Raw genomic sequence first — 21,494 nt, forward strand, 5'->3', positions numbered from 1 at the left:
ACTCTATCAGACTCTTTCGTGTCCGATTCCCCGTCGGAGCGGGGTTGCTTTCCAGTTCTTCGCTTTCGCGTTTTCCCTTTCCAGCGATTCCGACTCTACCAGATTCATTCGGCGTGTCCGCCTCGTGAATTCCAGTAGCCTTCGGATGGGCCTTTTGCCTTTCGGCGGACCCGACTTTAGCAGAAGTGCAGCGACCGAATTTCATCGGCCGGAGTCGTCTGCTTGTCGAATCGAGGGAGGCTCCGCAGGAATCTGGTCCCACTGGCGAGCCGTAGTAGATGTTAATCAGCATCTCGGAGCTTGTCCAACTCCGAGGCAACCGTTCAAATCTACCTCCCCACTCCAACCGTGTCAACGGTTTTCGTGAGGCGGAAGAGGAGACTAACAGGTCGGGGACGCCCCGCGCACATCAGCCCTCGCGAGCCTCGCGAGGGCTCGCGCATCAGGCGGCCACCGGCAGCCGGGCGCTCTGTTCCTGGGGGTCCAGGTCGCCCGTCTCGCCCTCCCGCGCCGCCCGGCCGCCGAGGATGTAGACGTATGCGAGGAAGGCCAGTTCGGCGGCGACTCCGATGGTGATACGGGCCCAGGTGGGCAGGCCGGACGGGGTGACGAAGCCTTCCAGGACGCCCGACACGAAGAGGACCAGCGCCAGGCCGATGGCCATGCCGAGGGCCGCGCGGCCCTGCTGGGCCATGGCCGTTCTGCGGCTGTACGGGCCCGGGTCGATCAGGGTCCACCCCAGGCGGAGGCCCGTGCCGGCCGCGACGAAGACCGCGGTCAGTTCGAGCAGGCCGTGCGGGAGGATCAGGCCGAGGAAGGTGTCGAGGCGGCCTGCCGAGGACATCAGTCCGATCCCCACACCCAGGTTGAGCACGTTGACGAAGAGGACCCAGATCACCGGCAGGCAGAGAAACGCCCCCAGGACCAGGCACATGGCGGCGGCCTGCGCGTTGTTCGTCCAGACCTGGGCCGCGAAGGATGCCGCCGGGTGGCTGGAGTAGTACGTCTCGTACTCGCCGCCCGGCCGGGTCATCTGGCGCAGCTCCTCCGGAGCCGCGATCGCCGCCTGGACCTCCGGATGGGCGGCGACCCACCAACCGATCACGACCGCGACGAGCGTGGAGAGCAGCGCCGTCGGTATCCACCAGCGCCTCGCCCGGTAGACGGCGGCCGGGAACCCCGCCGTCAGGAAGCGCGCGACATCCCGCCAGCCCGCGCGGCGCGTGCCGGTGACGGTGGCGCGGGCCCGCGCCACGAGCTGGGTGAGGCGGGCGGTGACGACCGGGTCGGGCGCGCTGGACTGGATCAGCGAGAGATGGGTGGCCGTGCGCTGGTACAGGCTGACGAGCTCGTCGGCCTCGGCGCCGGTGAGGCGCCGGCCCCGGGCCAGCAGGTGGTCCAGGCGGTCCCACTCGGCGTGGTGGCTGGTCACGAAGACATCGAGGTCCATGGCGGCTGCTGCTCCAGGCACTGGGTGCGTACGGTCCGTACCGTCGGGGCCGGCACGGCTGACTGCGGCGCGTCGGGAGCCAGCTTGGCAGACTGGCCTCCGGCAGGGCGGCGAAGGGCTGTGCGGGTCCGGCGCGTGACGGAATCGGTGAGTGAAGGGGTGGGCAGCGGTGGATGAACTGGTGACGGGCGACGCGGTCGTCCTGGGGCTGCGGCCCGCGCGGCTGCCGAGTCGTGCGCTGGCGACGGCGATCGACCTCGCGGTCGCGGGCGCGGCGTATCTGGTGGTGTCGATCGCCATCGTGCTGTCGGCCGGTTCGCTGGACGAGGCCGCCGTGGCGGCGCTGGCGGTCGCCTCGTTCCTGCTCGTGCTGGTCGGCGGTCCGATCGCGGTGGAGACGCTCAGCCAGGGGCGCTCGCTGGGCAAGCTGGCGTGCGGGTTGCGGGTGGTACGGGACGACGGCGGGCCCATACGGTTCCGGCACGCGCTGGTGCGCGGGGCCATGGGCGTGGTGGAGATCCTCTTCTCCGTCGGGGTCGTCGCGGCCGTCGCGTCGCTGGTGTCGGCGCGGGGGCGGCGGATCGGGGATGTGTTCGCCGGGACCCTCGTCGTACGGGAGAGGGTGCCGACGCCGTACCGGGCCGCGCTGCCGCCGCCCCCGCCGTGGCTCGTGGGACGTTTCTCGGAGCTCGACCTCTCGGCCGTACCGGACGCGCTGTGGCTCGCGATACGGCAGTACCTGACGCGGATGGGGCAGCTCGACCCGGGGGTGAGCCGGTCGATGGCCGAGCGCCTCGCGGGCGATCTCGCGGCCCGTACCGGCACCCCGGCGCCCCCGGAGGTGCCTGCGGGCGCGTATCTGGCGGCCGTGACGCACGAGCGCCAGACCCGGGAGGCCCGGCGCGCCTTCGGGGCTCCTGGCGAAGGCTCCGCACGGCAGTCCCCGCTTCCCCCGCCTTCGCCGCCTGTTTCCGCGCCTGCCCTGCCTTCCCCGCCTGCCCCGCCTGCCCCGTCGTCTTCTCCGTCCTCCTCCCAGCCGGCTCCGCCGCCCGTCACCGGGTTCGCGCCGCCCGCGTAGCCGCGTACCCCGGCCGGTGGGTCAGGCGCGCGGGGACGGCGGGGTTTCGAGGTCTTCCAGTTCGATGCCGGGGGCGGAGAGCACCACGTCACCGGCCAGGTGGACGGTGTGCTGTTCCCCCGTGTCCAAGGCGCTGACCTGGTACTCGTCCACGATCAGGGGGCCGTTGTCAGTGGCGTGCGCTTCACTGTTCACCAGGGCCCAGGACTGGTCGAGCGTGCGGGGGGCGAGGACCGGATCCGTGAAGGCCACGAGGCGGACGCGCGTCGTGGGGGAATCGGGGGTGAGGCGGAGGAGACGGGCGGTCGCGACAAGGAAGGCGGCGGATGTTCCGGTGAACGAGTGGGCTTTGACGTTGCCCTCGGTGGCGTGGGCGCCGGTGGGGTCGGTACGGACCCAGGTGACGCCGTCGAGCGCGGCGCCGCGGATCTGCCAGCTCGCCGCGTGGAGTTGGAGCCGGATGGGGCGGCCGAGTTCGTCGAGGGCCAGATCGACGGAGCCGGAGTGGTCGCCGGAGGGGGTGGTGATCTGGGAGACGTAGCGCCAGCCGGAGGGGCCTGGCGCGCAGTGGAAGTGTTCGTCGCCGAGGGGGGTGTGATCGTGGGGATCGTGGAGCGAATAACGGCCGCGGGGCATGGGGGTCTTCCAGGTCGTGCGTAGGGGCTTCGCGTCCCTGTCGTTCGTACGCGGTCGTTCCGTACGCAGTTGTTCCGTACACAGGGCACAGGCCCCCGTCACGGGGGTGCGGGTGCCTGTCCTGTGGCGTGACGGAGTGCGGGGCGCCCGGGAGTGTCCGGGAGCGCCCGCGAGCTCAGTAGCGGTAGTGGTCCGGCTTGTACGGGCCCTCGACGTCGACGCCGATGTACGCGGCCTGCTCGGGGCGGAGGGTCGTGAGCTTCACGCCGAGCGCGTCGAGGTGGAGGCGGGCGACCTTCTCGTCCAGGGCCTTGGGGAGCACGTAGACGTCGATCGGGTACTCGTCCTGCTTGGTGAACAGCTCGATCTGGGCCAGCGTCTGGTCCGCGAACGAGTTCGACATCACGAAGGAGGGGTGGCCGGTCGCGTTGCCCAGGTTGAGCAGGCGGCCCTCGGACAGGATGATGATCGTCTTGCCGTCGGGGAAGGTCCAGGTGTGGACCTGGGGCTTCACCTCGTCCTTGACGATGCCGTCGACCTTGGCGAGGCCGGCCATGTCGATCTCGTTGTCGAAGTGACCGATGTTGCCGACGATCGCCTGGTGCTTCATCTTGGCCATGTCCGTGGCCATGATGATGTCCTTGTTGCCCGTCGTGGTGACGAAGATGTCGGCGATGGAGACGACGTCGTCGAGCGTCGCCACCTGGTAGCCGTCCATCGCCGCCTGGAGCGCGCAGATCGGGTCGATCTCGGTGATGATCACGCGGGCGCCCTGGCCGCGCAGGGACTCGGCGCACCCCTTGCCGACGTCGCCGTAGCCGCAGACGACCGCGACCTTGCCGCCGATGAGGGTGTCGGTGGCACGGTTGATGCCGTCGATCAGGGAGTGGCGGCAGCCGTACTTGTTGTCGAACTTGGACTTGGTGACCGCGTCGTTGACGTTGATCGCCGGGAAGAGGAGGACGCCGTCGCGCTGCATCTCGTACAGGCGGTGGACACCGGTCGTGGTCTCCTCGGTGACGCCGCGGATCTCGGACGCCAGGCGGGTCCACTTATGCGGGTTCTCGGAGAGGGTGCGGTTGAGGAGCTGGAGGATCTGGCCGTACTCCTCGCTGTCCGCCGTCGCCGGGTCGGGGGCCTCGCCGGCCTTCTCGAACTCGACGCCCTTGTGGACCAGGAGGGTGGCGTCACCGCCGTCGTCCAGGATCATGTTCGGGCCGCCGGTGGGAGAGTTGGGCCAGGTGAGGGCCTGCTCCGTGCACCACCAGTACTCTTCGAGCGTCTCGCCCTTCCAGGCGAAGACGGGGACGCCCTGGGGCTTCTCCGGGGTGCCCTCGGGGCCGACCGCGATGGCGGCGGCGGCGTGGTCCTGGGTGGAGAAGATGTTGCAGGACGCCCAGCGGACCTCGGCGCCGAGGGCGGTGAGGGTCTCGATGAGGACCGCGGTCTGCACGGTCATGTGCAGGGAGCCGGTGATGCGGGCGCCGGCCAGCGGGCGCGACGCCGCGTACTCGGCGCGGATCGACATCAGGCCGGGCATCTCGTGCTCGGCGAGGGTGATCTCCTTGCGGCCGAACTCGGCGAGCGAGAGGTCGGCGACCTTGAAGTCCTGTCGGTTGGCGACAGTCGTCATAGCGAGCTGCTCCTCGTGAATCGGGTCGAGGGTGGGTACGTACGGCTGACTCTGCGGCGCCGGGCATACGAATGCCCGGGGCAGCGGGACAGTCCGTCGGAGGCCCTCTCTCCCTCGGCCGGTCCGCAGCACGGACCGCCCGACCGCCATCAGCAGCGACGTCTGGCTCTGGTCACGAATCTACACCGATGGGCGCGGCGACCTACAGCCGAATGGGGAAGGAGGGACGCACGGGAGGCGGACCGCCCCGCGCTGTCCGGGCGGGGGCGGCGGGCGGGGACCGACGGGGCCGGCGGGGCGGCGTACCGGCCCACCGGGCCGTGACCCGCCGCCCGGCCGCGTACGTACGTACGGTGGCGGGTTACTCCGGCGTCCCCGGGGCGTCCGCCGTCCCCGAGTCGTTCGAGGCGTTCGGGGCGTCCGTGGTGTCCGGAGCGTCCGGCGGGGTGGGGGCCGGGGTCCTGGCCGGGTTCGTGCCCGAGGCGGCGGCAGCGGCGTTGTAGATGTCCGGCTCCAGGTAGATCACCCGGGCGATCGGGACGGCCTCCCGGATCCGGGACTCGGCGGCGTTGATGGCGTCGGCGACCTCGGTCGCCGTGTCGTCGTGCTCGACCGAGATCTTGGCCGCGACCAGCAGTTCCTCGGGGCCGAGGTGGAGCGTGCGCATGTGGATGATGCCGGTGACGACATCGCCGTCGACCATGGCCGCCTTGATCTTCCGGACTTCCTCGGCCCCCGCGGACTCGCCGAGGAGGAGCGACTTCGTCTCGGCCGCGAGGACCAGGGCGATGACGATGAGGAGGAGGCCGATGCAGAGGGTGCCGATGCCGTCCCAGATGCCGTCGCCGGTGGCCACGGCGAGCCCGACGCCGCCGAGGGCGAGGACGAGGCCGATCAGGGCGCCGAAGTCCTCCAGCAGGACCACGGGCAGCTCGGGCGCCTTGGCCCGGCGGATGTACTCCTTCCAGGAGAGGGAGCCGCGCGTCTCGTTCGACTCCTTGACCGCCGTCCAGAAGGAGATCGACTCGGCGACGATCGCGAAGACCAGCACCCCGACCGGCCAGTACCAGGACTCGATGTCGTGCGGGTGCTTGATCTTCTCGTAGCCCTCGTAGATCGCGAACATGCCGCCGACCGAGAAGAGCACGATGGAGACGAGGAAGGCGTAGATGTAGCGCTCGCGCCCGTAGCCGAAGGGGTGCTCGGGCGTCGCCTCGCGCTTGGCCCGCTTGCCGCCGAGGAGCAGCAGCCCCTGGTTGCCGGAGTCGGCGAGGGAGTGCACGCCTTCCGCGAGCATCGACGACGACCCGCTGAAGGCGAAGGCCACGAATTTGGCTACCGCGATCGCGAGGTTGGCGCCGAGCGCCGCCACGATCGCCTTGGTTCCGCCGGACGCGCTCATGGGTGCGTGAAGTCCCTTCTTCTGTCTGCGGCCCTGGCGCCGCCGATACGGCGGGACATTGTTGCAGCCGTACGGTGCGGGCGGACGGTCAGGCCACCACTGTGGCCCGGAACACCGTTCCCGTACCGGAGAGTTCGGCCGTCTCGCCCGCCGGGACGAAGACCGCGCCCCCGGGCGTCAGCGCGAGGCCGCCGGCGCGCGGGGCGCCCTCCGTGCAGAGCAGGATCTGCGGAGTGGCGGCGGTGAGGTCGCGGGCCGGGCCGCCGTCCGCGAGGGTGTAGCGGGAGAGCCGGAACTCGTCGATGGGCGTGGCGTACAACTCCTCGCCGGGGGCGGCCTCCTGAGGGCGGAGCACGGCGGGCGCGGTGGCCTCGAAGCGTACGACGCGCAGGAGTTCGGGGACATCGACGTGTTTGGGGGTGAGGCCGCAGCGCAGCACGTTGTCCGAGTTGGCCATGATCTCGACGCCGAGTCCTTCGAGGTACGCGTGGGGTACGCCGGCGCCGAGGAAGAGGGCCTCGCCCGGCTGGAGCCGTACGTGGTTCAGCAGCATGGCGGCGAGGACGCCGGGGTCGCCGGGGTAGTGGCGGGCGATGGCGGCGTACGGGGCGTACGCGCCGCCGAGCCGCTCGGCCGCTGCGGCGGCCTCGGTGACGGTGGCGGCGATCCCCTCGGGGTCGGCGCTGAGGACGGCGGTCAGGGTCTCGCGCAGGGCGGTCTCCGCGGGGTGGGCGCGGAGCAGGTCGGCGTAGGGCTTGAGCGCTTCGACGCCGAGCCCTTCGAGGAGGGCGGCGGCGTCGGCCGGGGCGCGGAAGCCGCAGAGCCCCTCGAAGGGGGTGAGGGCGCAGATCAGTTCGGGCTTGTGGTTGGCGTCCTTGTACGTACGGTGCGGGGCGTCCGCCGGGACACCGCGCCGCTCCTCGTCCGCGTATCCCGCCGCTGCCTGGGCGAGGTCGGGGTGGACCTGGAGGGAGAGCGGGGAGGCGGCGGCGAGCACCTTGAGCAGGAAGGGCAGCCGGGGCCCGAACTTCCCGACGGTGGCCGCGCCCAGCTCCGCCTCGGGGTCGGCGTCGATGACGTCCGAGAGCGCCTGCTCGCCGGCGCCGTGGCCGCGGTCGAGCCGGGAGGGCGCGCCGGGGTGGGCGCCGAGCCACATCTCGGCCTGCGGCTCGCCGGTGGGCGGGGTGCCGAGCAGCTCGGGTATGGCGGTCGTCGAGCCCCAGGCGTAGGGGCGCACGGTGTTGGCGAGGCGGTCCATGGGGTGAGCCTTCTGGTGCGAGGTGGCGGCGCGGTGACCGGGGAGGGGCGGTGGGGGGACGGTGGGGTGGTGTCGGGGTGGAGGTGAGGTGGCGGAGGTGGGGTGGCTGAGGGCTGGTGGCTGAGGGCTGGTGGGAGCGGCGGTACGGCGTGAACGTACGGCCGGGGCGTGCGGTGCGGGCGTACGCGCCGAGCGTACGACGTACACGCGGGACGCAGCCGGTACCGGCGGTCGCCGGACTCCGGACTCGGGACTCCGGACTCGGGGCGGCGGTCGCGGCGCCGTCGACCCGGTCAGGCCCCTGCTGCGCGGGCCCCGGTCGCCGGTCGGCGGTCGCCTCGGAGAGTCGCCGGTCGGCGGTCGCCTCAGAGAGGTGTGCCCGCCGCGAGCGCCAGGTAGAGCGTGGCGAAGTCGGTGACGGCGATCAGCTCGGCCAGGGCCTCCAGTTCGCTGCCCTCCTCAGGCTCCAGCTCGCTGATGGGCGCCTCGTGGCCGAGGGCGAGTTCGCGGGCGGCGGGAGCGGCGGTCAGGCCGCCCGTCGGGCGGTCCCTGAGCAGGACGATCCGGGCGCGCAGCGGTCCGCTCTCGGTGACCCGGTCGCGGAAGAAGTCGTCCGGGTCCGCGCTGCCCGCGAGGTCACCGGCGAGGAGCGCGGCGTGCGCCCGGATCGCCTCGGGCAGTTCGGCGGCGAGGGCGGGGCGGCCGGTCAGCTCGGCCAGTACGGCTGCGAAGCGGCGCCCAGCGGGGGCGGCGGCCGTGCCCTCGGTCCAGATCAGCGGGAGGCTGTCGGCGAGCTCGACGGCGAGCGTCTTGGCCGGGTTGCTGTACGCGACGACGGCAGGACCGCACCGCTCCGCCGTACGGTCCAGCCGGTCGGCGACGAGGTTCAGGGCGGCGGGCGGGGCGGTGAGCAGCCCGACCCGGTCGAGAAGCGCGAGCAGCGGGACGAGCAGGGCCCAGAGCGCGCCGGGGCCGGTGGCACGGGTGTCCGCGCCGACGGGGTCGGCCCAGTCGTTGGGCGCGGTCGCCATCGGGACGAGCAGGCCGTGCGCGCCGCCGAGCGATTCGCCCAGCGGGGTGCGGCTCGGGGCGACGGCGACGACCGTACAGCCGCGTCGGTACGCCTGGTCGGCGAGGAGCGCGAGGCCGGGTTCGCTGCCGTCCGTGGTGGCGATCAGCAGCAGGTCGACGGGGCCCGCCCAGCCGGGGAGCGCCCAGCGCAGGGCACCGGCGGCGGGCGCGACGCCGGTGGGGTGCAGCCGGGTCACCGGCGCGGTGGCGCCGGCCAGGGCGCCGATGAGGTCGGCGGCGGTGGTCGCGGCGGCGCCGGACCCGGCGATCAGTACGCCCCGGGGGCGGCCCTCGGGCGCCAGCTCCCCGACGCCCGCCTCGGCGGTGAGCCGCAGGGCGGTACGGACCCGGGCCCCGGCCTCGGCCGCGTCACGGAGCAGCCCGCGGTGGTCGGCGCGGGTGAGTGCGTCGGGGGCGTCGAGCAGCGACTCGTCGAGCATCAGAGGGGCCTCCGCTGGTGTGGCACATGAGCTGAGGGGGTACGGGCGTGCACCCGGAGCGGGCCCGGGGCTTGCTGAGGCCTCGGCCTAGGCGGGGCGGCGGGCCTCGTCCACGAGGAGCACCGGGATGTCGTCCCTGACCGGGTAGGCGAGGCCGCACTCCGTCCCCGTGCAGACCAGTTCGGGGGTCTCGTCCGCCGTGCGGTCGCTGAGCGGCGCGTGACAGGCCGGGCAGGCCAGGATCTCCAGGAGGCCGGCTTCGAGCGGCATGGGTGGGACATCCCTTCAACGAGCGCGAACGGGCGCGAACCGGTGGTCAGACGCCGCCAGCCTACCGCCGGTGCGCCCCGTACCCACCGTCCACGGGCGGGAAGGCGGGTACGTACGGGACAGGTGGTACGCCGCGATACGGCGCCCCGGAGACAGACGCGGCGCGGCCCCGGCCGACAGCGGCCCCATGGCCGGAGGCCCGCCCCGGGCCGGGACCGCGCAAGCCGGGTCGCCGAGCCGGGTCGCCGAGCCGGGACCGCCGGGCCGAGCCACCGGGCCAGGCCCCGCGCGGTCCCGGCACCCGGGGCCACCTCCGGGCCCGCCCCGAGCCGGCGTTCCGGGCCCGCCCCGAGCCGGGACCCGAGCCGGCGTTCCGGGCCCACCCCTGGGCCGTGACCCGGGGCCCACCCCTGGGCCGGCGCCCGGGCCCGCCCCCGGGTCAGCCTCTGATCAGGGCGAGGGTTTCGTCGCGGAGGCGGGCCATTGTCTGTTCGTCCCGGGCCTCGACGTTCAGCCGGAGCAGGGGTTCCGTGTTGGAGGGGCGGACGTTGACCCACCAGTCGGGGCCCTCGGCCGTCAGGCCGTCCAGGTCGTCCAGGGTGACCCCGTCGCGGGCCGCGAACGCCGCCCGTACCGCGGCGAGGCGGGCCCGCTGGTCGTCCACCGTGGAGTTGATCTCGCCCGAGCCCGCGTAGCGGTCGTACGAGGAGACCAGCTCGGAGAGGGGGCCCTCCTGGCCGCCTAGGGCCGCCAGGACATGGAGCGCGGCGAGCATGCCCGTGTCCGCGTTCCAGAACTCGCGGAAGTAGTAGTGCGCGGAGTGCTCGCCGCCGAAGACCGCGCCCGTGGTGGCCATCTCCTGCTTGATGAAGGAGTGGCCGACGCGGGTACGGACAGGGGTGCCGCCGTGCTCCCTGACGACCTCGGGGACCGACCGGGACGTGATCAGGTTGTGGATGACCGCGGAGCCGGGGTGTCTGGCCAGCTCGCGCGCCGCGACCAGGGCGGTGATCGCGGACGGCGAGACGCCCCGGCCGCGCTCGTCCACGACGAAGCAGCGGTCGGCGTCGCCGTCGAAGGCCAGCCCGAGATCGGCCGCCTCGGCGACGACCCTGGCCTGGAGGTCGACCAGGTTCTTCGGGTCGAGCGGGTTGGCCTCGTGGTTCGGGAACGTCCCGTCCAACTCGAAGTACAGGGGCACGACATCGAGCGGCAGGCCGGCCAGCACGGTCGGGACCGTATGGCCGCCCATGCCGTTGCCGGCGTCCACGACGACCTTCAGCGGGCGGATCGCCGAGAGGTCGACCAGGGAGAGGAGATAAGCGGCGTAGTCGTTCAACGTGTCGCGGTGGGTGAGGGTTCCCGGCCGGCCGGGAGTTGCGGGGGTGCCGGTAGTGGGGGTGCCGACAGCGGAGGTGGCGGCAGCGGGGGTGGCGGTTCGCAGCCAGGTCTCCACCAGGGTCCGGATCTCGACCAGGCCGGTGTCCTGGCCGACCGGCGCCGCCCCCGCCCGGCACATCTTGATGCCGTTGTACCGGGCAGGGTTGTGCGACGCGGTGAACATCGCGCCGGGGACGTCCATGCTCCCCGACGCGTAGTAGAGCTGATCCGTGGAGCAGAGCCCGATGAGCGTGGCGTCCGCGCCGCGCGCCAGGGCGCCCCGCGCGAAGGCGTCCGCCAGGCCGGGCGAGGAGGGGCGCATGTCATGGCCGACGACGATCGCCGCCGCGCCGGTGACCTCGGCGAAGGCGGCGCCGAACAGCTCAGCGAGCCGGTCGTCGAGTTGGTCGGGGTACACGCCGCGCACGTCGTACGCCTTGACGATCCGCGCCACGTTCGCCACGCGTGCCTCGTCCGGCCCGCTCGGCCCCTGCGGCACCTGCGGCTCCTGTGCGTCATCGGCCACGGTCGGGCCCTCCAGCGTTCAACGGGGATAGGTCGGTTCAAACTACCCGGCCCCGCCCCGGCGTCATGGCAGCATCCACCCCAGTACGGACGTGCTCTGCCCCACCACGATCAGGCACATGACCAGCAACAGGCCCAGGCTCCACGGCAGTACCTTGCGCAGCACGTCTCCCTCCTTGCCCGCGAGGCCCACCGCCGCGCAGGCGATCGTCAGGTTCTGGGGGGAGATCATCTTCCCGAGCACCCCGCCGGAGCTGTTCGCCGCGGCCAGCAGTTCGGGCGAGAGGCCCGACTGGCCGGCCGCCGTGACCTGGAGTGCGCCGAAGAGCGCGTTGGCGGAGGTGTCCGAGCCCGAGACCGCGACGCCGAACCAGCCGAGGATCGGCGAGAGGAACGCGAGCCCCGCGCCCGCCGCCGCGACGAAGTGGCCGATGGTGGCGGCCTGTCCGGAGAGGTTCATGACGTAGGCGAGGGCCAGCACCGAGGTGACGGTGAGGATCGCGTACCGCAGTTCGTACACCGTCCCGGTCCACTCGCGGGCCGCGTCCTTGGCCCGTACCCCCAGCACCACGGCGGTGATCACCCCGGCGAGCAGCACGAGGGTGCCGCCGGTGCCCACCAGGGGCAGCGTGAAGGTGTTGGCCCCGACGCGCCGGCCGTCCGCGCCGACGACGTCGAGGAACGGCCAGTCGAAGACCTGGGTCGCCTTGGCCAGGAACTCCTTCACGGGCGGGATCTGCGCGAGCGAGAAGACGACCACGATCAGGGCGTACGGGGCGTAGGCGCGCACCACTTCGGGGCGCGGGTCCTCCTGGTCGAGGTCCTCGCTGCGCGCGCCGGTGAGGACGGCCGCGCGTACCGACTCGGTCGCGGGGCGGCGCGCGGCCGGGACCGCGACCAGGGCGGCGGCCCCGGCCAGCGCGGCGGCGATGTCGGCGAGTTGGGCGGAGACGAAGTTCGCGGCGGCGAACTGCGCGACGGCGAAGGCGATTCCGCAGACCAGTGCGGGTATCCATGTCTCGCGCAGCCCGCGCCGTCCGTCGACCAGGCCGATGAGCACGAGCGGGACGACGAGGGCGAGGAGCGGGGTCTGCCGGCCGACCACCGAGGCGACGGTGTCCAGCGGCAGGCCGGTGACCTGCGCGAGCGTCACGACCGGGGTGCCCATCGCGCCGAAGGCCACCGGCGCGGTGTTGGCGACGAGCGAGACGACGGCGGCCTTCACCGGGTCGAAGCCGAGCGCGACCAGCATGACCGAGCAGATCGCGACCGGCGCGCCGAACCCGGCGAGCGCTTCGAGGAGCGCGCCGAAGCAGAACGCGATCACGAGCGCCTGGATGCGCGGGTCGTCGGAGAGCCGCCCGAAGGAGCGCCGCAGGATGTCGAAGTGGTGTGTCCTGACCGTCATCCGGTAGACCCAGAGGGCGTTGACCACGATCCACATGATCGGGAAGAGCCCGAAGAGGACGCCCTGCGCGCCGGCGGAGAGCGTCTGGCCGAGCGGCATCGCGAAGGCGAGCCAGCCGACGAGCACGGCGACGGCGAGGCCGATGGCGCCGGCGAGGTGGGCTTTCATACGGACGCCACCGAGCAGGATCAGCACGGTGGCCAGGGGCAGCGCGGCGACGAGGGCGGAGAGTGCGAGCGAATCGGCGACAGGTTCCAGTTGCTGTACGAACACGACAGTCCTCCGGAATTCCGCGACACGGAAAGTGATCTCTCACGGATGGGAGGAATGGTCGTGTCCGCGCCAAGAGAAGGTCAATGGCCCGCACAGGATCCGTAGCGAAAGCCCGCTCAGGGCTTGGAGATCAGGGCTTGGAGATCAGGGCTTGGAGATCAGGGCTTGGAGATCGGAGCTCGGAGATCAGGGCTCCGGGGCGCCTGGATGTCCGGGGCGCCCGTATCCGTACGTCCGGAGCCTTACGGCTCCGGGGAGCGGAGCACTCTCAGGTGGCCGCGGCGGCCGACCTCCATCGGGTCGGCGCCGCGTGCGCCCTTGCCGCCGTCGTCGGGCGCGCGCTCCGGGGGGCGGGCGGCTTCCCGTACGGCGTTGGCCAGTGCTTCGAGATCGTCACCGCTCGGCTGCGCGGGGGCCGAGCCGTCCGTCAGCCGGACGACCTCCCAGCCGCGCGGCGCGGTGAGCCGCTGACCGTGTTCGGCACACAGGTCGTAGCAATGAGGCTCGGCGTAGGTGGCGAGCGGGCCGAGTACCGCCGTCGAGTCGGCATAGACGTACGTCAGTGTCGCGACGGCAGGGCGGCCGCACGCGGTGCGCGAACAGCGACGTACAGGGCTCACGATGTTGGACGGTACCGCACTCTTGAGCGGGCTGCGACGACTCACCACCAGGTCACTCCCCCGTGTCGCGGCGCGATATCCCATTCCGCATGGCTGGAATCAACTGCCCTGACCTGCACGGGAAGAGGAGTGACGGGGCATCGACAGCCCGTCACACGGTCGCGACTTGGGACAAATCCGTCAAAGACCGGGAGTTCGATGATCATGCGTCCGCCGGGAATCGTGACCAAGCTTGGCCTGAATGCTCAATATGCGACATGGCGCCCGGCCGGGCTCGCGCCACGATGACAGGGCGCCCCGGAGAGCTACCCTGCGTCAGTGATGGACAGCCCCGTACCGCCGCCGCCCTCCGAGCCCCGGCCGCGCCGCCGCGACCGCCACGGCCGCGGGATGCGCGGTCCCGTCGCCCCGCCCCAGGTGCCGCTCTCGACCAGCAGAGCGGAGTCGTTCCGTGATCTCGTACGGGATTCCGTGGACCGGCTGGAGCGGCGCTGGCCGCAGCTCGCCGATGTGGAGTTCCTGGTGATGGAGGTGCCGACCACCCTGGAGGAGACGGTTCCGCTGGGCAGCTCGGCCCCGGCGGGGAAGGGCCTGCCCGCCCGGATCCTGGTCTACCGGCGCCCCGTGGAGATCCGTACCAAGAACCGGGACGACCGCGCGCTCCTGGTGCACGAGGTCGTCGTGGAGCAGGTCGCGGAGCTGCTGGGGCTGGCGCCCGAGTCCGTGGACCCCCGGTACGGGCAGGAGTGACCCGCCGCTGAAAGCGGGGGCCCGTCGGCTCCCGCCTCCCCGCTGTCCGGGCCGGCTCCTTCCCGCTGTCCTCGTCGGCCGCTCCCCGCCGTCCCCGTCGGCTACTTCCCGCTGTCCAGGATGGCCAGGTCCTCCCTGGCCCTCGGTACGGAGACGGTGCCCCGGTCGTCCGGCAGCGTCTGGATCGTGAACATCGGGACGCCGTCCTCCGGCACCTCCAGGGTGCGCGCCGCGTGGACCGGGCCGCCGCCCGCCTCCGGCTCGACCGTCAGCGCGTACGAGCCCTTCAGCCCGGCCGGTGCCTTGGGGGTGACCGCCAGCGTCGACCTGGCCTTGACGGTGTACGTCTCCACGGTCGGCTCGCCGCCCCCGGTGCCCGGTGAGGAGGTGACCCGGACCTTGGCCGCGCCGTCCGGCGCGGTCAGGGTGAGTGTCGAGCCCTTGGCACGGTTGTCGGCGACGGTGGCGCGGGCGGTGATGGCCCCGGTCGCCGGGATGAAGGCGATCTCCCGCTTCTCGCCCTTGCCGCGCACCACACGGAGCGCGGCGACCACCGGGGCCGTGCTCCCGGTGGGGGTGAGCACCAGGGAGCCCGCCTCGCCCTTGGTGAGGTCGCCCAGCTCCAGCGCCGCCGTCATCTGCGACTTGACGTGGAGGCTCTCGTGTCCGGCCGGGGTGATGGTCCCCTCGGGCGTGGAGAGCTGCACCTTCAGGTCGGCGTCGGCGGAGCCGGTCGCGAACGCCACCAGCCGTACATCCGTCGCGTCCGCCGGGATGCCGGGGAGGACCAGGGAGCCCGCCGGGTCCGCGGAGGCGGTCAGCCAGTCGCTGCCGCCCGCGTCGTCCGCCGCGCTCACCGCAGCGCCGACCCGGCCCGCGCGGGTGGAGACATGGACGGTCAGGTTGGGCGCCGCCTCGCTGGTCAGGGTGGAGAGCAGCACCGGGACGCTGGACCGGGCGGGCACCGGGATGCCCTCCCCCGAGTCGGCCTTGACGGCGCCGTCCGCCCCGTAGAGCTCGACGTCCACGATGGCGACGGTGTCGTCGGGGTTGGTGAGGTGCACGTAGTCCTGGCGGGAGCGCTCGGTGCTGGCGCCGGGGAACCAGAAGCTGGTGTCGGGCGCGGTGCAGGTCATGCCGAGCAGCCCGCGCGCGCCGCCCGCGGTGACCGTGGTGGTCTGCTGGGTGGTCCAGCCGGGGGCGAAGCGGCCGGTGGCGGTGCCGACGAGGGCGGGGGCGGTGGCGCCGCTGGATTCACCGGAGACGGGCGTTCCGGGTTCCTTGAGGGTGATGAGGGACTTCCCGCTCGCGGCGGAGTCCCCTGCCGGGGCGTCCGTCTTCCCGCCGCTCTTGCCGTCGCCCGCCGTGTCGCCCTTGCCGTCCTTGCCGTCGTCCGGGTCGGCCGGGTCGGCGAGGGTGACGGTGGACTCCTTCAGCTCGGCCGAGCCGCCCGCGTCGGCGGCGGGCGCGCGGTCCGCGCCGCCCTTCCCGGTGGGGGTGATCGAGGTGTACGTGGTCTCCGCGAGGTCCGAGAGGCTGGGCGCCGGGCAGAGCCGGCTGGTGCGCTCCACGGGGAGCCGGGCGACCGCGCCGGTGACTTCGGTGCCCGGGTCACCGGGGGCGGAGAAGGCGGCGAAGCCGGTGACGGCGGCGAGGGCGGTGGCGACCGCGAGGAGGGAGAGGGTCGGGCGGTTCACTGGTTGCTGCTCCCGTCGGGGCGCTGACGCGGGTCGTTCCCACGGTCGTCGGCGTACGGCTGCTGCTGGGGCTGCCCGCCGTAACCGTACGGGTCGTACGGCTGCTGCTGGGGCTGGGACGGATACTGCTGCTGGTCGTACGCGCCGGGGTCGGCGGTGCCGTAGCCGCCCTGCTGGTACGGGTCGCCCTGGTACCGCTGGTACTGCTGCTGCCCCTGTTGCGGCATCTGCTGCTGGTGCTGCTGGTACGGGTCCTCGGTGTACTGCGGGGTGTTCCCGTACGGGTCCTGGGCCGGCGTCTGGGCAGGCATCTGGGCGTTCGGGTACGTGGAGCTGTCCCACTCGTCGTACGCGGGGGGTGCGTCCGCCGCGGCCGTTCCGGCGGGCGCCGCTCCGGCGGGCACGCCCACGGGCACCGGCTCCTCCTCGGCAGCCGTGCGGGGGTCCGGCCCTGCGGCCTGGTCGCCGGCCGGGGCCTCCGCCCTGGCCTGGGCCTCCGCTTCCGCCTCGGCCGCCGCGCGGAGCCGGCGCGCCCTGCGGCCCTCGCCCTCCGCCGCCTGCGCGGGGAGGTCGAGTTCCTCCTCGGGCAGGTCGTCGTCGATCTCGCGGCGCCGCCCCGGCAGGGCGAGCACCAGCAGGACGAGGGCGAGGAAGCCCTGGGTCCAGACCCACGCGGTGTGGGTGATCGGGTCCTCGTAGGTGAGGTCGAGCTTCCCGCCCTGGGCGGGGAGTTCGAAGCCCTGGGCCCAGCCGTCGACGGTCTTCGGCGTCAGTTCCCTGCCGTCGAGGGTGGCCTGCCAGCCGTCGGCGGCCTGGTCGGCGATGCGCAGGACACGTCCGGCGGCGCCCGCCGGGATCGTGGTGTGCGCCTCGACGGGCCCGGCGGCGACGGCGAGCGACTCGCCCTCGCCTTCACCGGAGCCCCCGCCGGAGCCCGCGCCCTTGCCGTCGGTGATCGTGACGCGCGAGATCTGCCGGTCCACCCGCCACAGCGCGCTGCCGTCGAGCTGGCTGAGCCGGGTCAGCCCCGGGGTGGCGTCCAGGGTGCGGCCGGTCTCCTGGGGCGCCCCGTCCCGTACCAGGACGTAGCGGATCGCGAAGCCGCTGAGCGCGTCGGTCTGGTCGGCGCCGGAGCCCGCGACCAGGTTGGCGACGACCTTGTCGAGCCGTTCGTCGCCACCGCCGGCCGCGGTCAGCTCGGCGTCACCGAGCCGCCCGCCCGAGCCGCGGACCAGCGAGTACGAGACCTCGGCGGGCGAGGTGCCGCCGAGGACCAGGGTGCGCGGCTGGTCGCGGGTGACGCTCTCCTCGGCGACGAACGCGGGCACCTGGACCGGGTCGCGGCGCTCCAGCGGCCCGGCGGCGCCGCCGAACATCCAGCCGACGGCGGCGATCGCCGGGGCGAGTCCGGCGGCGGCGGCGATCAGCACGGCGACCGGCTGGCGCCAGCCGAAGTTCTCGGCGGCGACCCTGATCCGGGCGCCGTCCGCGCCGATGATGGCGGCGGCGATCAGGGCGAGGCCCTGGACGAGGGTGGCGGGTCCGGCCCAGCCGCCGTCGTTGGTCAGGACCGCGAAGACCAGCGCGACCAACCCGGCCGTCCAGGCGACGCCGATGGCGAACCGCCGCTCGGCCCGGAGCAGCGCCGCCAGCGCGGCCAGCACGACGCCGAGCATGACGGCCCCGCCGACGGCCTTGGGGCCGCCGGGGCTCATCCCGAGCAGGTCGAGCGGGGCGGCCGTCCCCGTGCCGTACTCCAGCCCCGCCTCACGGAAGAGCGCGGCCGGGTCGGTGAGCAGCGAGAGCGACCAGGGGGCGAGGAGCAGCAGCGGGGTGCCGAGCGCGGCGAGCACGCGGGCGCCGTACGCGGCGAGTTCGTGGCGGCGCAGCACCAGCACGCCGAGGCCGAGGACGAGCGCCAGCGGCCAGACGACGGGGGTGAAGGCCATGGTGAAAGTGAGCAGGAAGGCGTACGCCCAGGTGGCGCGCCAGCTTCCGCGCTCCTCCGGGTCGCCCCCGCCGCGCAGCGCGTACGCGGAGACGGCGGCGCGGGCCATCAGCGGCAGCAGGACGGCGAGGACGGCGGTGCCGAGCCGCCCGGTGGCGAGCGCCCCGGTCGCCGCGGGCAGGAAGGCGTACGCGACGCTCGCCCAGGCGCGGAGCAGCCGGGAGGGGACGAGGGAGCGGGAGGCGAAGTACGCGGTGACCCCGGCGAGCGGGACCGAGCAGACCAGCAGCACGGTGAGCGCGAGGCCGGTGGAGCCGAGGAAGAGGACGGAGAGTCCGGCCAGCACGGCGAGGTAGGGCGGCGCGGAGGCGGTGACCCCGGTGCCGACGGGGTGCCAGCCGTCCGCGTACCGGGACCAGAGATCGGAGATGTCGGCGGGCGCGGGCAGCAGGGCGCCGCCCACCAGCGCGCCGCCGGCGAGCAGCCCCCGGCAGGCGATGAGGGAGACGAGCAGCAGGAGCGCGAAGAGGACCGGGCCCGGCTTGTGGGCGAGCTTCTTGAGCCGCGCGAACTGCTCGATCTCCATGTAGTCGGCGTCGTCACCGCCGGGACCCGACTCGACGGCGCCGTGCCGGGAGCCGCCGGTGTCCGGGTCGGAGCCGCTGCCGAGGCTCGCGGCGATCTGCTCGACGGTGGCCCGTACGGTGGCTCCGGCGGGCGGGAAGAGGGGGCGGAGTTCGGCCGCCTCGACCACGCCCTTGCCGCGCTGTTTACGGGCGCTGACGATCCGTCCGGGCCGCAGCAGGGTGCCGAAGAGCCCGGCGACCTCGTCGAGGGCCTGCCCGGGCGCCTTGCCGACCAGATAGGCGAGGGTGCGGAGCAGGGTGCCGAGGACGAGCCGGAAGAGGACGTACGGGAGGACGGCGGCCCGCGCGTTGACGAGCATGGTGTAGACGGCGCCGGCCTTGTCGACCCGGTGGGGGTTGACGACCGAGCGGCCCGCGCAGTCGACGGTACGGCGCTCGCGCGCGGAGGCCTCGGCGTGGCGGAGTACGGCGTCGGGGGCGACGAGGACCCGGTGTCCGGCGGCGTGGGCGCGCCAGCAGAGGTCGACGTCGTCGCGCATGAGGGGAAGGCGCCGGTCGAAGCCGCCGAGTTCGTCCCAGACGTCGCGGCGGATGAGCATGCCGGCGGAGGAGACGGAGAGGACGGTACGGACCTGGTCGTGCTGGCCCTGGTCCTGTTCGCGGCGGTCGAGGCCGGTCCAGCGGCGTCCGCTGTTGGCGATGGAGACGCCGACTTCGAGGAGCTGCTTGCGGTCGTACCAGCCGCGGAGTTTGGGGCCGATGACGGCGGCGTACTCGTCGGAGTCGGCGACGCGCAGGAGTTCGGCGAGCGCGTCGGGGGCGGGCGCGCAGTCGTCGTGGAGGAGCCAGAGCCACTGCACCGGTTCGCCGTGCGGCAGTTCGGGGAGGTCGTAGTTCTCGTCGTGCCAGGTTCTGGTGACCGGGTCCCAGCCGCCGGGCCGCTTCAGATAGGGGAGGTCCTCGGGGGTCAGCACCCCGGCCATCCGCTCGGCCTCCTCGACGGCGGTGCCGAAGCCGGAGCGGCGCGCGAGATGGAGCACCCGCTCGTCGCCGAGGGCCTCGGTGAGCAGCCGGGCCGAGTCGTCGGCGCTGCCGGTGTCGGCGGCCATGACGTTCTGTACGGGGCGTTCCTGGCCCAGCAGGCCCGCGAGGGCGTCGGGCAGCCAGCGCGCGCCGTCGTGGGCGACGAGCACCGCGGTCACGACGTGCCGGGGGAACTCGGGGGCGCTGGTGGTGGCGGGATCGAACGCGGCGGTGGTGGGGGACATTGAGGTGGCGGGCCCTCCGGCCGGGGGTCGCCCCGAAGGGGCGTTGGAGCGTCTCGGACGGGGCCCCACACTAACGGTAGGAGTACGTCCGGGGTGCCGGACGGCCGGTACGGGGCGGCCGGAAACAGGGGCGGGGCCGGGGGCACGGAGGAAGGACGGTCAGCGCGGGAAGGGCAGCGGGAAGGCCGGGAGGAACTGGCGGAAGGAACTACGGGGAAAAGAGAACGGTCCGCCGTCTGCGGGGAGTCGCAGACCGCGGACCGTGGCGTATGTCCGGGGGAGAGGCGTCGGGGCCGGGGGCGGGTTCGTACGGTTGCGGCCGTCTGTCACGGCCGGACGGCGGCCGGAGATTTCGCATCAGATGGCGGCCTTCTTCAGACGCCGCCGCTCACGTTCGGACAGTCCGCCCCAGATACCGAATCGCTCGTCATTGGCGAGGGCGTACTCCAGGCATTCTGAACGGACTTCACAGGCGAGGCAGACCTTCTTGGCCTCGCGGGTGGAACCGCCCTTCTCGGGGAAGAAGGACTCGGGATCGGTCTGGGCGCACAAGGCGCGCTCCTGCCAGCCGAGTTCCTCTTCCGCGTCCTCGACCAGCAGTTGCTGGAACAGCTCGGTCATGTGCGCCCCTCGTCTGTCTTTTCGCGTCCCCGTGGGTATGGCCGCTGTCGAGTTCGGCCGAACGACACGAGTGAAATTACAAGTGTGTGCTCCGGTGCGGTCAAGCCGAGATCTGCTATTGGGCCCGGTATTCACTCTGCGGAACCAAGGCTATACGGAAAGTGTTCAAATCACCAAAAACCTGACACTTGCCGCTGGCCTGCCCGCATCACCGCATCCACCCCCTTCTCACAGGGAGACGTGACGCACCCCGACGATGTTGCATATCCGGCCACGGAAGCGATCTGGATCACAGTGCGACCGCGGGGGCCAACCGCGAGGTGCCGGAGCGCGTACGGGCACGGTCGCTGGCCGATGTGTCCGCACCCATCGGCGAACAAACCTTTTTCCGGGTGGATCAACCGGATGCAGTGAAACATTGCCGCCAAATCGGTCATCGAGTTGACATCCGGACCGGGATTCGCAACCTTGGATGCCATGCCAGCGCACCGCACGCACCTCGCGACCCACCTCCGTGGATTCCGCAGTGCTGTCCAGGCGCGCTGTTGCTGTTCCTCCTGTTCGTGCTGTTGAGACGCCCTCGGGGCCACTGAAGCCCCGACGCGCAGACTCCGGCCGTACCTCTCTGCTCTTCTCTCCCTTCGCTTCCGCCGAGGATCCACAGCACCCCATGAACAGCGACAGCGACATCCAGATCGCCGGTGACCTCCTTGAGGTCCAGCACCTGCTCCGCCCCGCGCCCGCGCACCCGGCCACCGTGGCCGAGTTCGCCGGGCTCGCCAGAACCCTCGCCGCGGACCGCGCGCAGTGGGCCCCGTACATCGAGTACGACGCGACGACCCGCTGGTACCGCCGGCTCCGGACCGGGCCCGGGTACGAGGTGTGGCTGCTCTCCTGGGTGCCGGGACAGGGCAGCGGTCGGCATGACCACGGGCGTTCCTCGGGCGTCCTGACGGTGCTCGAAGGGGAGCTGACGGAGCGTTCGGGGCGCGCGGTACGGACCCTCGCGCCGGGCGCGCAGCGGGTCTTCGCCCCCGGGTACGTCCACGATGTGGTCAACGCGGCGATCGAACCGGCCGTGAGCCTGCACATTTATTACCCGGGGCTGACCGAGATGCCGATGCACTCAGCGCGCTGCTCCCCGGAGACCCAGGACGTCGTACCCGCCTGACATGCTTT

The 21,494-nt window shown here is 72.8% G+C and carries 16 protein-coding genes; 3 read left to right on the forward strand and 13 right to left on the reverse strand.

Features of this window, described 5'->3' with window-relative positions; translation table 11 throughout:
• Window positions 1-442: 442 nt before the first annotated feature.
• Window positions 443-1,450, reverse strand: coding sequence for a stage II sporulation protein M (locus AB0O07_RS20685; RefSeq protein ID WP_365635775.1), 1,008 nt, complete (start codon window positions 1,448-1,450; stop codon window positions 443-445).
• Between the two features lie 169 nt (window positions 1,451-1,619).
• On the opposite strand from AB0O07_RS20685, the gene AB0O07_RS20690 reads away from it, so the two are divergent.
• Complete coding sequence (locus AB0O07_RS20690) at window positions 1,620-2,528, forward strand: RDD family protein (protein ID WP_365635332.1); 909 nt, start codon at window positions 1,620-1,622, stop codon at window positions 2,526-2,528.
• A 21-nt stretch (window positions 2,529-2,549) separates the two neighbouring features.
• On the opposite strand, the gene AB0O07_RS20695 is transcribed toward AB0O07_RS20690, so the two are convergent.
• The 9 genes from AB0O07_RS20695 to AB0O07_RS20735 form a co-directional block, all read right to left on the reverse strand.
• Complete coding sequence (locus AB0O07_RS20695; RefSeq protein WP_365635334.1) at window positions 2,550-3,164, reverse strand: hypothetical protein; 615 nt, start codon at window positions 3,162-3,164, stop codon at window positions 2,550-2,552.
• A 175-nt stretch (window positions 3,165-3,339) separates the two neighbouring features.
• Complete coding sequence (ahcY, locus tag AB0O07_RS20700) at window positions 3,340-4,797, reverse strand: adenosylhomocysteinase (protein ID WP_365635336.1); 1,458 nt, start codon at window positions 4,795-4,797, stop codon at window positions 3,340-3,342.
• Between the two features lie 361 nt (window positions 4,798-5,158).
• Window positions 5,159-6,199, reverse strand: a complete 1,041-nt coding sequence (locus AB0O07_RS20705) for a cation diffusion facilitator family transporter (RefSeq protein ID WP_365635338.1) — start codon at window positions 6,197-6,199, stop codon at window positions 5,159-5,161.
• 88 nt (window positions 6,200-6,287) lie between these two features.
• On the reverse strand, window positions 6,288-7,457 hold the full coding sequence (manA, locus tag AB0O07_RS20710; RefSeq protein ID WP_365635340.1) for a mannose-6-phosphate isomerase, class I: 1,170 nt from the start codon (window positions 7,455-7,457) through the stop codon (window positions 6,288-6,290).
• A gap of 365 nt (window positions 7,458-7,822) precedes the next feature.
• The gene (locus AB0O07_RS20715; protein ID WP_365635342.1) at window positions 7,823-8,968 is read right to left on the reverse strand and encodes an SIS domain-containing protein; all 1,146 of its coding nucleotides are present in this window, start codon (window positions 8,966-8,968) and stop codon (window positions 7,823-7,825) included.
• 87 nt (window positions 8,969-9,055) lie between these two features.
• Window positions 9,056-9,238 carry a Trm112 family protein gene (locus tag AB0O07_RS20720; RefSeq protein WP_365635343.1) on the reverse strand — a complete coding sequence of 61 codons (183 nt, stop codon included), beginning with the start codon at window positions 9,236-9,238 and terminating at the stop codon, window positions 9,056-9,058.
• Window positions 9,239-9,677: 439 nt separating this feature from the next.
• A complete protein-coding gene (locus AB0O07_RS20725) occupies window positions 9,678-11,081 on the reverse strand; it encodes a phosphomannomutase/phosphoglucomutase (protein WP_365635776.1) in 1,404 nt (467 codons plus the stop codon).
• Between the two features lie 126 nt (window positions 11,082-11,207).
• The gene (locus AB0O07_RS20730; RefSeq protein ID WP_365635345.1) at window positions 11,208-12,824 is read right to left on the reverse strand and encodes an L-lactate permease; all 1,617 of its coding nucleotides are present in this window, start codon (window positions 12,822-12,824) and stop codon (window positions 11,208-11,210) included.
• A 242-nt stretch (window positions 12,825-13,066) separates the two neighbouring features.
• Window positions 13,067-13,492, reverse strand: coding sequence for a DUF3499 domain-containing protein (locus tag AB0O07_RS20735; protein WP_365635347.1), 426 nt, complete (start codon window positions 13,490-13,492; stop codon window positions 13,067-13,069).
• 273 nt (window positions 13,493-13,765) lie between these two features.
• On the opposite strand from AB0O07_RS20735, the gene AB0O07_RS20740 reads away from it, so the two are divergent.
• Window positions 13,766-14,194, forward strand: coding sequence for a metallopeptidase family protein (locus tag AB0O07_RS20740; protein ID WP_365635778.1), 429 nt, complete (start codon window positions 13,766-13,768; stop codon window positions 14,192-14,194).
• A gap of 101 nt (window positions 14,195-14,295) precedes the next feature.
• Here AB0O07_RS20740 and AB0O07_RS20745 read toward each other — a convergent pair whose 3' ends face one another.
• From AB0O07_RS20745 to AB0O07_RS20755, 3 genes are all read right to left on the reverse strand, one after another.
• Window positions 14,296-15,891, reverse strand: a complete 1,596-nt coding sequence (locus AB0O07_RS20745; protein ID WP_365635349.1) for a DUF5719 family protein — start codon at window positions 15,889-15,891, stop codon at window positions 14,296-14,298.
• Window positions 15,888-19,694 (reverse strand): glycosyltransferase, encoded by a 3,807-nt coding sequence (locus AB0O07_RS20750; RefSeq protein ID WP_365635351.1) that lies wholly within the window; start codon window positions 19,692-19,694, stop codon window positions 15,888-15,890. Before AB0O07_RS20750 ends, AB0O07_RS20745 begins: the two co-directional genes overlap by 4 nt.
• A gap of 357 nt (window positions 19,695-20,051) precedes the next feature.
• Window positions 20,052-20,315 (reverse strand): WhiB family transcriptional regulator, encoded by a 264-nt coding sequence (locus tag AB0O07_RS20755; RefSeq protein WP_030742398.1) that lies wholly within the window; start codon window positions 20,313-20,315, stop codon window positions 20,052-20,054.
• A 670-nt stretch (window positions 20,316-20,985) separates the two neighbouring features.
• On the opposite strand from AB0O07_RS20755, the gene AB0O07_RS20760 reads away from it, so the two are divergent.
• Entirely contained in the window at window positions 20,986-21,486 is a 501-nt protein-coding gene (locus AB0O07_RS20760; RefSeq protein ID WP_365635352.1) for a cysteine dioxygenase family protein, read from the forward strand.
• Window positions 21,487-21,494: the final 8 nt, after the last annotated feature.

It is taken from the genome of Streptomyces sp. NPDC093085 (genome assembly GCF_040683935.1).
Lineage (GTDB): Bacteria > Actinomycetota > Actinomycetes > Streptomycetales > Streptomycetaceae > Streptomyces.

What these genes read in the sequence shown, in the direction of transcription:
- AB0O07_RS20715 (WP_365635342.1), bottom strand. Translation starts at nt 8,968, where the DNA reads ATGCTCGACGAGTCGCTGCTCGACGCCCCCGACGCACTCACCCGCGCC.
- AB0O07_RS20760 (WP_365635352.1), top strand. Translation starts at nt 20,986, where the DNA reads ATGAACAGCGACAGCGACATCCAGATCGCCGGTGACCTCCTTGAGGTC.
- ahcY (WP_365635336.1), bottom strand. Translation starts at nt 4,797, where the DNA reads ATGACGACTGTCGCCAACCGACAGGACTTCAAGGTCGCCGACCTCTCG.
- manA (WP_365635340.1), bottom strand. Translation starts at nt 7,457, where the DNA reads ATGGACCGCCTCGCCAACACCGTGCGCCCCTACGCCTGGGGCTCGACG.
- AB0O07_RS20695 (WP_365635334.1), bottom strand. Translation starts at nt 3,164, where the DNA reads ATGCCCCGCGGCCGTTATTCGCTCCACGATCCCCACGATCACACCCCC.
- AB0O07_RS20720 (WP_365635343.1), bottom strand. Translation starts at nt 9,238, where the DNA reads ATGCCGCTCGAAGCCGGCCTCCTGGAGATCCTGGCCTGCCCGGCCTGT.
- AB0O07_RS20755 (WP_030742398.1), bottom strand. Translation starts at nt 20,315, where the DNA reads ATGACCGAGCTGTTCCAGCAACTGCTGGTCGAGGACGCGGAAGAGGAA.
- AB0O07_RS20750 (WP_365635351.1), bottom strand. Translation starts at nt 19,694, where the DNA reads ATGTCCCCCACCACCGCCGCGTTCGATCCCGCCACCACCAGCGCCCCC.
- AB0O07_RS20705 (WP_365635338.1), bottom strand. Translation starts at nt 6,199, where the DNA reads ATGAGCGCGTCCGGCGGAACCAAGGCGATCGTGGCGGCGCTCGGCGCC.
- AB0O07_RS20740 (WP_365635778.1), top strand. Translation starts at nt 13,766, where the DNA reads ATGGACAGCCCCGTACCGCCGCCGCCCTCCGAGCCCCGGCCGCGCCGC.
- AB0O07_RS20685 (WP_365635775.1), bottom strand. Translation starts at nt 1,450, where the DNA reads ATGGACCTCGATGTCTTCGTGACCAGCCACCACGCCGAGTGGGACCGC.